The organism is Gemmata palustris, from assembly GCF_017939745.1.
Lineage (GTDB): Bacteria > Planctomycetota > Planctomycetia > Gemmatales > Gemmataceae > Gemmata > Gemmata palustris.
This window is the reverse complement of sequence record NZ_JAGKQQ010000003.1, coordinates 1-8,950: the sequence shown is the minus strand read 5'-3', so window position 1 is coordinate 8,950 and position 8,950 is coordinate 1. Positions and strand designations below refer to the sequence as shown.

Genomic DNA, 8,950 nt, shown 5'->3' with positions numbered 1-8,950 from the left:
TATGCTTTACGCGCCCAGGAGTGACACATTGTTCCAGGTCTGGAAGTTGTGGGCTAACAGGGTCGCGAGCTTCTCTCGATGTTTGGTCGGCAGATCCGCGAGGCACCCGTCGATGGCACTCTGGAACCTCTCGAAGTCCTGATGGTGCCGACTGTTGAGCACGTCCTTCTTCACGAACTTCCACAGGCGCTCGATCAAGTTCAGGTTCGGCGAGTACGACGGCAGGAACAGCAGCTCGATCCCCAGCTGCTTGGCCGCGTCCTGCACCAACACGCACCGCTGATACCGGGCGTTGTCCAGCACCAACGTGACGGGCACCGAGCCCGCCCGGCGCGATCGTGTGAAGCAACGCGCACACCGACGTGGCGGTAATGTACGTGGTGTTGATCTCCGTCACCCGTTCGTGCGTGACCGCGTTCAGCGCGCCCCGCACGTTGTACCGCTGCCGACCACTGGCCGCGCGCACGTGCAACCGCACGAAGCACCACACCCAACCCAGGAACGACGCCAATACGAAGTGCGACGCATCCACGAAGTACACCGCCCGCTTACCGCTCCGCGCCTCCGCCAACTTCGGTTCCAGGTCCGCCTTTTAAAAAGTCCGCCTGCGCGCGGGCGTGTTCCTCGACCGTCTTCTTGGGCGGGACCGGGAGCGGTGCCACCTTCAAGCATTTCATCCCCAGGTCGTCCTTGAGGAATTTGCGCACCCGCGACACGTTTCGTCGAACACCCGTCAGCTCCTCGATCCGCCGCGCGGCCTCATGAGCCGTGTGCGGCGGGTGCTGACGAAATGCGTCTTCGATCGTCGCGGCGTGCGGCGTCAGGGCACGGGGTTGGCCCTTCCACCCGAACGACCGGATGCCATCGAGGCCCTCGGCCGCGTAGATCCGCAGGGTTCGCTGGACCGTGGACCGCGACACGTTGGCGAGTGCGGCGATGCGCCCGTGGGTCTCGCCCTTGCTCTTGAGCCAGAGGACCGCCATGCGCTCCTGAACGCGCGGGTCCGGGTGCTCGTACCGATCACGCGCAATCGCTTCGACCACGACCTCGGAAAACGAATACGTGGGGCGCATCATGGCCCTCCCAAATGCCGAGCGCGGATGCCCTCATTCTCCTGGACGGGGCTCTGTTCCTCAAGAACGGATTGTGTCGCACCAGGGCACGCCGAGAATAATACGCGCTGGCCTTGCCAGTAACTCCGACTCACCTTCACGAAGTGATCCACCGCACCTCCCAGGTTGCCGACCGCATCCCGGTGACGCCGCATGGCCCCGAGTAACCCGCCCAACTGCACTCGCACATCGGCTCCGCGGCACGCGATTTGGCCCCGGATTTGGGCCGCGCCGTGTACCCACCCGAATGCCAGACACAAGGGCCCGAACGCGCGACACGCAGCGGCCAGGGAGCCGCGGAGCAACGCCTTCAGCTCGGTCAACTCGGCCGGGAGTCCCCCTTTTCGGCTCGCCCTGTAGTGCTGACGATCGCTCCCCGTCGGCCGTACAATTTCAGGCCCGACGCCTCCAGGGGCGGGCGCCCGTCGTCGGTCCGGGCACTCCGCACCGCCTCGGCCTCGGGGTCCGTTCGCCCCTCGACCTTGCGTTCGATCGCGCGGAACCCGCAGGCCTTCTTCTTGACTTCCACCTTGGCGTGCCGGTCGACCTCGTAAATGGGCCTGGTCGCCGTGCCGTTTCCACGAGTATCGGTCCAGATAGCTCGTGCGATCAGATTGCCCGTGAGGACTGTAGGTTGGAATGGACTTTCGACGAGGCGGCATAACGCGCCCCAAGGAAGTGTGCAATTTTTGCACACTTAGAGTTGTATGAGGCCGCGCCTCCGACCTCCGGAGGGTGCGTGTCGAAACGCTTCGGTAGAAAGGAGTTACGTTCACTTCATCGGCAAGTAGCGGGGGCGAGAATTGAACTCGCGACACCTCGCTTATGAAGCGAGTGCTCTAACCTCTGAGCTACCCCGCCAGGGGTCTAGTATTCACTCTATTTTCAGGCTGGTTCCCGGCAACTGGTATCTTAGGACTACACCCGAAACTACACTCAATGCTCCGAACTGACACCAAACCAAAAACCAAAAGGAAGTCGAAGAAAAGAGCCAAGCCGTACTCCAACATCCCTCTCTTTCTACATGTGACAAAGCAATGGGCCAAGAAGGTTCTGGAGTTCCCCACGAATCGTGGGCAGTCTTTAGCGGTGGGTTTGGTTATGCGCCCGTTCGTACTCGGCCGGGGCCACGTGCCCCACGATCTGGTAATTAGACCCCATTCACGATAGGGACGGATTCGTTGGATGTTGGGACGAATCTGACCCGGTTGGATGACGCCGATGATCGCGCGCCTCGACAACCTGCGCAAGTGCGCCGCCGTGTTCCGTCATCTGACCGGTCTCACCGTCGCCGCGTTCGACGAACTCGCCGCCGATGTGGTCCCGGCGGTCGAAGCCGCTCACCGCAAGGCACTCGAGCGCCCCAAGCGCCAGCAGGCCATCGGGGGGCGGTGACGAGTTCGACCTCTCGACCGCGGACCAACTGCTGCGGACCGTCATCTGGTTGCGCCAGTATCCGACCAACGAGGTGCTCGGGTTCCTGTTCGGGGTCTCCGACTTGACCGCGAGCCGCACCCGGTGCCGGCCGCGCTGGAGAAGGCCGGGCGGGACACGATCAAGAGAAGGCCCACACGCTCAAGAGCCCGGTGGCCGTGGACCAGGAGCCCGGAGCGATCCTGGACGTATCGGACTCGGTGCCGGGGCCGTGGGCCGACATCGAGCGGCTCCAGAAATCGCGGTTGATGAAGCGGCTCCCGACGGGCGTCGGCGGGATCAACGATCGGGGCTACGTGGGGATCGGTGAATCGCACCCGACGGGATCGGGGCGGCGCCGCAAGCCGCGTGGGAAGGAGGGTCCGCCGGCGGACCGGAAGTGTAACCGTGCGTTCCGCCGGCGCCGGATCGTGGTGGAGTACGCGATCGGGCGGTTGCGTCGGTTCCGGGCGGTGACGCGGTACCGGCGGCAAGGGCACGCGATGCGCGTCCGGGCCGTCGCCGGGTTGGTCAACCGCACGCTCGGCCAACGAGCGACCGCCTGAACGGACATGGGGAAAGGGGCGGAACACCCACCCTACTGTCGTGAATGAGGTCTATTGTTTAGCGTGCCGAACCCAGTCGGGTGCGGTTTAGTGGACTCAACCGCGCGCCGAATTGCATCTGCGATCTGCGACGGCAGGACTGCAATAACCGGGAAGCCAGCGTCGCTGCCGCGCCAGGGTGGTGCTGCAGAAACCGGACGAACAACACCGAGCCGTACCCTGGAGGCTCTTGTACCCCATGAACATGGACAGAACAACTAAACCCATGACCGCGGGCAACGGGTGGATGAGTCCGTGCGAACTGCGCGGCTCCGGGAGCGTGGCGAGAGCGTCATAGAGCGTGCAGGCGGGCACGGGCGGTCTCACAAACAGTTGCTACCGCAGCGTACTAATGAGTGCCTCTCATGCCGCGGTCATAACGGGGGAAGGGAGCGATCCCCAGTGGGTGCGGAGAAGTGCCGGTGCGGTCCAGGAGGAGGTGTCAGTAGCGTGGTGAATGTGCGAGTTCGATCTGTTGTGCGGTGGTGTATGAATGCAAAAATCCCCACCAGTTCGCACTGGTGGGGATTGATGTATCTTGTCAAGTTGTAAGCGAAAGCCGTCGGAGGTGGTGATATGCGATTCCCATGCTGCTCAAGGCGTGGGATCGTGTACTTGTTAACATCCTTAGAAAGGAGGTGATCCAACCGCAGGTTCCCCTACGGTTACCTTGTTACGACTTAGTCCCAATCAGAAAGTCCGGCGTCGGCCGCGGCAAAGCGGACTTCGGCCGTCCCTCCCTTTCGTGGCTTGACGGGCGGTGTGTACAAGGCTCAGGAACACATTCACCGCGGTGTTGCTGACCCGCGATTACTAGCGATTCCGGCTTCACGTAGGCGAGTTGCAGCCTACGATCTGAACTGGGGTGCAATTTTTGTGATTGGCTCCTGCTCGCGCAGTGGCTTCACTTTGTGTGCACCATTGTAGCACGTGTGCAGCCCTGGACATAAAGGCCATGAGGACTTGACGTCATCCCCGCCTTCCTCCGGTTTAACACCGGCAGTCCCTCTAGAGTGCTCCTTGCGGGTGGCAACTAAAGGTAAGGGTTTCGCTCGTTATGGGACTTAACCCGACATCTCACGACACGAGCTGACGACAGCCATGCAGCACCTGTACTCGGCTCCCCATTGCTAGGTTCGTTACCGTTTCCGGCTCCTACTACCGAGCGCTTTCGCACATGTCAAGTCCAGGATAAGGTTCTTCGCGTAGCCTCGAATTAAGCCACATGCTCCACCGCTTGTGTGAGCCCCCGTCAATTTCTTTGAGTTTCAGCCTTGCGACCATACTCCCCAGGCGGGGTACTTAGCATTTTAACTTCGACAGTAAACTCATATCTAGTCTACTATCTAGTACCCATCGTTTAGGGCTAGGACTACCGGGGTATCTAATCCCGTTTGCTCCCCTAGCTTTCGCGCCTCAGCGTCAGAAGAGGTCCAGCACGCCGCTTTCGCCACCGGAGTTCCTGTAGATATCAACGCATTTCACCGCTCCACCTACAGTTCCGCATGCCCCTACCTCCCTCGAGGCCGTCAGTATCTGAGGCAGTTCCACGGTTGAGCCGCGGGATTTCACCCCAGACTTGACAGCCCGCCTACGCGCCCTTTAAGCCCAGTGATTCCGAACAACGTTCGCACGGTTCGTCTTACCGCGGCTGCTGGCACGAACTTAGCCCGTGCTTATTTTTGGGATAGATCACACCTTGCGGCTTTTCTCCCCCACTAAAGAGCTTTACAACCCGAAGGCCTTCATCGCTCACGCGGCGTCGCTCGGTCAGGCTTGCGCCCATTGCCGAAGATCCTCGACTGCAGCCACCCGTAGGTGTCTCGCCAGTGTCTCAGTGCGAGTGGCGCGGGTCGTGCTCTCACACCCGCTAGACATCTTCGCCTTGGTGAGCCGTTACCTCACCAACTAGCTAATATCACATGGGCCCCTCTGAGGGCGATGAATCTTTGGTCTCACGACGTCATCCGGTATTACCCACCATCTCTGATGGCTATCCCGAACCCAAAGGTAGGTCACCCATGCCTTACTGCCCCTTACGCCGGTTCCCCCTTGCGGGATTCCCCCGACTTGCATGCCTAATCCACGCCGCCAACGTTCGTTCTGAGCCAGAATCAAACCCTTCAAGTTTTTATTACACCGCACCACTCTCGCGGCACGGATCTTGTTGAGTTCAACCTGCCGTTGCTCGGTCCGATAACTCAATTTCTGTGACTTACTCGATCTCCGGTCCACGACCCTTGCGGGCCGTACACCGGTTCTGAACTCGTCAGAGGTCTTGGGTTATCGCCGAACAATCGGCTCTAACCCACCTCTTTGGCTTTCGCTTACAACTTGTCAAAGACCTACTCAAAAACCTTTACCCTTTCGGGCACCGGTGTTTGACTTTGCTTCGCGAAACTTGCTTCAGCCTTGCGGCTTTTATCTCGTTTTCGCGTCGCGTTCACCACCGCGGTGCAGTGGTAACGGAATGATAAGAGCGAACCCCCAGGGCGTCAACCTACCGCCACAAAAAAGCAGAGTTACGCAGCGGCGCCAACGCGCGGGGTCGGTGCGCCGCACCCGGCACGGATCTCACCTCACATCTGGATACCACTACCCGCGACGGCCCCGTGGGTCCGTAAGCACGGCCCGGCGCTCGACCAGTGACAGTCCCATGCGCGACTCGAAAACAAAGAGGGTACTCACACCCACCCGCTGATCTCGGCACCCCTGAAGGGACACACGTCGCCCTTGAGCCCCATCGCCCGGGAGCGGAGAAATTAGGGCCTTCACCAAGATCCGTATTCGGGAGGGTTAGGATGCGCCCCACGTGTTCGTTCAGCGGCCATCGAAGCGCTCGCGTGTGATTGGTAACGGCTGCCGGTACCCAATTTCAGCGGCCACCCGAACGGCCAGCGCGACGTTCTTCTCGGCATAAATCGCGGTCGTACTCACCTCGTGACCGAGTACAGCCTTTGCGCCCTCCAACCCGTACCGCGCGCGCCTCGATCCCGTGGCTGTAGCGCAGTTGATTCGGCGCCCAACTCGGGATGTAAACCTGACCCCCTACCCCGGCGCTCCACAAGCGCGGTTCGCCCCGGCCGCCCGCTTCGGTTCCGCCACACGATTCCTCGCGTTACGGGCCAGTTGCGACCGACGGGGCGTCTTTCGCCCGGCGGCGCGGCGCTCCACCAGATCTGTGCGGGGGCTAAATGCGCGGTCGGTTCACGGGTCGGGAACCCAGCGAGCAGCTCTCGAGCACGGGAGCCGATCGGGATCACCCGGCGCTCGCCGCGGCCGGCTGTTCTTGCGTCGGCTCGGTCGGTAGTGAGGTTCCCCAAGTTTGGTGGACACGAAGTTAGTGGTGTAGACTCTGCCGCGAGTGGCGCAAGGCGTTCCTCGCCAGGGGCGACGCGGCCTTCCCTGGGCACGGCAACCCGCCCCCGGCCGCCGACGAGCTGCGCCGGCTCCGAGCCGAGAACGCGCGGCTTCGGGCCGAGCGGGATCTCCTTAAAAAGGCCGCCGCGTACTTCGCCAACCCGCCCACCTGACGTTCCGGTTCATCGCCGATAACGCCGACCCGTGGCCGGTCACCTGGATGCGCGAGGCCCTGGAGGTGTCGGTCTCCGGGTACTACGCCTGGGCCGCCCGACCCGACAGCCCGACCGAAACGTGGGCCAAGAGCTGGGCGACGCGATCGAGGGGATCCACGCCGACGTGAAGCACCGCTACGGGAGCCCTCGCATGACCACCGAGTTGAACGCGCGAGGGCACGAATGCTCGGAGAACACCGTAGCCGAACTGATGCGGGGACACGGGATTCGTGCGACGTCTCCGAGGCGGTTCGTCCGCACCACTGACTCGAGCCACCGCTTCCTGGTCGCGGAGAATATCCTCGGCCGGGCCTTCGAGCCGGAACGTCCGAATGGGCGCTGGTGCGCGGATATTACCTACATCCCGACGAGCGAGGGTTGGCTGCACTCGGCCGTGGTCGAGCAAGATCGTGGATTGGTCGATGGCCCGGACGGTGGAGAGCCGGCTGGTGTTTCGCGCCCTGGAGGTGTCGCTGGCATCTCGTCTCAAAGGGACTTCGTGTTCGGGCCTGTTGGAGCACTCGGACCGCGGGGAGCCAGTGCGCGAGCGAACACTATGTTGGACGCGCAAGGGATCGTGTGCAGCATGAGCAGTGGGTCCGCGCGGGGACAACGCGCCCGTGGAGTCGTTCTTCGGGCGAATGAAGTGTGAACTCGCGGTGGACGAGATGTTCGCGACCCGTGACCAGCCACGCGGCCCGGATCGATCCACCTCGCACCAACGGAGCCGGCACCCGGTGAGGCGGACTAAGTCGCGTCCACGCGCCCCGGTCCGCCCCGGCCAGGGACCTCGCGGTGCCGCGTCGCCGGACCCGCGTCGAGCCGACCCACGCCGCACCAACCGCCCTTGCGTCCCGTCGCCCGTGATACCGGTGGCTCCCGAGCGCGTACTCCCGGTCGTTGTTGGTCCGTGGCCGGTCGGCCGTGTCGTGACTCGCGAACAGGCCTGACCAGTAACTCCACGGCCAACGCGCATAGCTGGGAAAGCTGCGTGGACTTGCGCGCCGTGCCTCGCCGGTCTACATCTTGGGGAACGGTTCTCGCTCCGCTCCCGAGCGCCGCTCGTGCGGTGATGGACCGACCGTGTACTCGGTGATGTATGGCCGCCAAGCGGGTCGCGGTGGAATCAATCGGTTCGTACTTCGAGTCCCTGACCGACCCCCGGCACACCCAGAACCGCAAGCACCAGTTCCTCGACATCGTCGTCATTGCCGTCTGTGGGGTGGTGTGCGGGTGCGACGGCCCGACCGCGATCCGCCGATGGGCCGTCGCCCGGTCCGGGTGGCTCCGTGGGTTCCTGGAACTACCCAACGGGATCCCGTCCCGGGATTGCATCCGCAACGTGCTCCTGGCGCTCCAACCCGAGGCGTTCCAGCAGTGCTTCCGGGAGTGGATCGCCCAAGCCCTGGTGACCGAGGACGGCGCTTCGGCGCGACTCGTGGCCATCGACGGCAAGACGCTGCGCCGGTCCCACGACACGGCACACGGGCTGGGACCACTGCACATCGTGAGCGCCTGGGCCACCGAGCACGGGGTGGCCTTGGCCCAAGTGGCGACCGGGGACAAGTCCAACGCGATCACCGCGATCCCGGTGCTCCTTCAGCAACTGGAGCTGAAGAAGGCGCTGGTGACGATCGATGCGATGGGGTGCCAGAAGGACATCGCCCGTGACATCGTGGCCGGGGGCGGGGACTTCGTGATCGCGGTCAAGGACAACCAGCCGAAACTGGCGACCGCGCTCGCGGCCATTGTCGAGAAGCACTTGGAAGGGGAGCTGCAGGCGCTCCGGCACCGGAGCCACCAGACCGACGCGCGTGGGCACGGACGTCGTGACGAGCGGTTCTATTGGGTGGCCCAGGTGCCCCCGGACTTCGTGGCCAAAGACGAGTGGCCGTGGATCCAGGCCATCGGCACCGCGGTTCGGATCACCACACACCCGGACGGGACCCAGACCGATGAGGTGCGGTATTACATGCTGAGCCGGTTCCTCAGCGGCCCACGGTTCGGTCAAGCGGTTCGTGGTCACTGGGGCATCGAAGCGATGCACTGGGTTCTGGACGTGACGTTCGGCGAGGATCGGACCCGCACCCGGCAGCGGATCCTGGCCAACAACCTGAGTTGGCTCCGGCGGTTCGCGACCACCCTGTTGAAGCGCCACCCCGAGAAGGACAGCATCCGGGGAAAGATGATCCGGTGCCTCATGGATACCGCGTTCCTCGACCAAGTCCTTACTTTACAAGGCGAT

The 8,950-nt window shown here is 63.0% G+C and carries 4 protein-coding genes, 1 tRNA gene, 1 rRNA gene and 2 pseudogenes; 4 read left to right on the top strand and 4 right to left on the bottom strand.

From position 1 onward, the window contains the following. Positions 1-6: 6 nt before the first annotated feature. The 3 genes and pseudogenes from J8F10_RS38165 to J8F10_RS38155 all read right to left on the bottom strand — a co-directional run bounded on the left by J8F10_RS38165 (position 7) and on the right by J8F10_RS38155 (position 1,973). A pseudogene (locus J8F10_RS38165) lies at positions 7-1,073 on the bottom strand (IS630 family transposase). Between the two features lie 358 nt (positions 1,074-1,431). Continuing rightward, positions 1,432-1,641, bottom strand: a complete 210-nt coding sequence (locus J8F10_RS38160; RefSeq protein WP_210663786.1) for a hypothetical protein — start codon at positions 1,639-1,641, stop codon at positions 1,432-1,434. Between the two features lie 259 nt (positions 1,642-1,900). Continuing rightward, positions 1,901-1,973, bottom strand: a tRNA-Met gene (locus J8F10_RS38155). A 360-nt stretch (positions 1,974-2,333) separates the two neighbouring features. Between J8F10_RS38155 and J8F10_RS39675 the strand changes: the two genes are divergently transcribed. Both J8F10_RS39675 and J8F10_RS39670 read left to right on the top strand, forming a co-directional pair. After that, a complete protein-coding gene (locus J8F10_RS39675) occupies positions 2,334-2,507 on the top strand; it encodes a hypothetical protein (RefSeq protein WP_246524951.1) in 174 nt (57 codons plus the stop codon). 197 nt (positions 2,508-2,704) lie between these two features. After that, positions 2,705-3,091, top strand: coding sequence for a transposase family protein (locus J8F10_RS39670; protein WP_315854269.1), 387 nt, complete (start codon positions 2,705-2,707; stop codon positions 3,089-3,091). 670 nt (positions 3,092-3,761) lie between these two features. Here J8F10_RS39670 and J8F10_RS38145 read toward each other — a convergent pair. Beyond that, positions 3,762-5,260, bottom strand: a 16S ribosomal RNA gene (locus tag J8F10_RS38145). A gap of 1,229 nt (positions 5,261-6,489) precedes the next feature. Between J8F10_RS38145 and J8F10_RS41060 the strand changes: the two are divergent. Together J8F10_RS41060 and J8F10_RS38135 are read left to right on the top strand one after the other, a co-directional pair. Then, positions 6,490-7,403 (top strand): annotated as a pseudogene (locus J8F10_RS41060) (IS3 family transposase); the annotation flags it as partial. Between the two features lie 401 nt (positions 7,404-7,804). Then, a partial coding sequence (locus J8F10_RS38135) for an ISAs1 family transposase (protein ID WP_210663782.1) occupies positions 7,805-8,950 on the top strand: 1,146 nt, incomplete at its 3' end.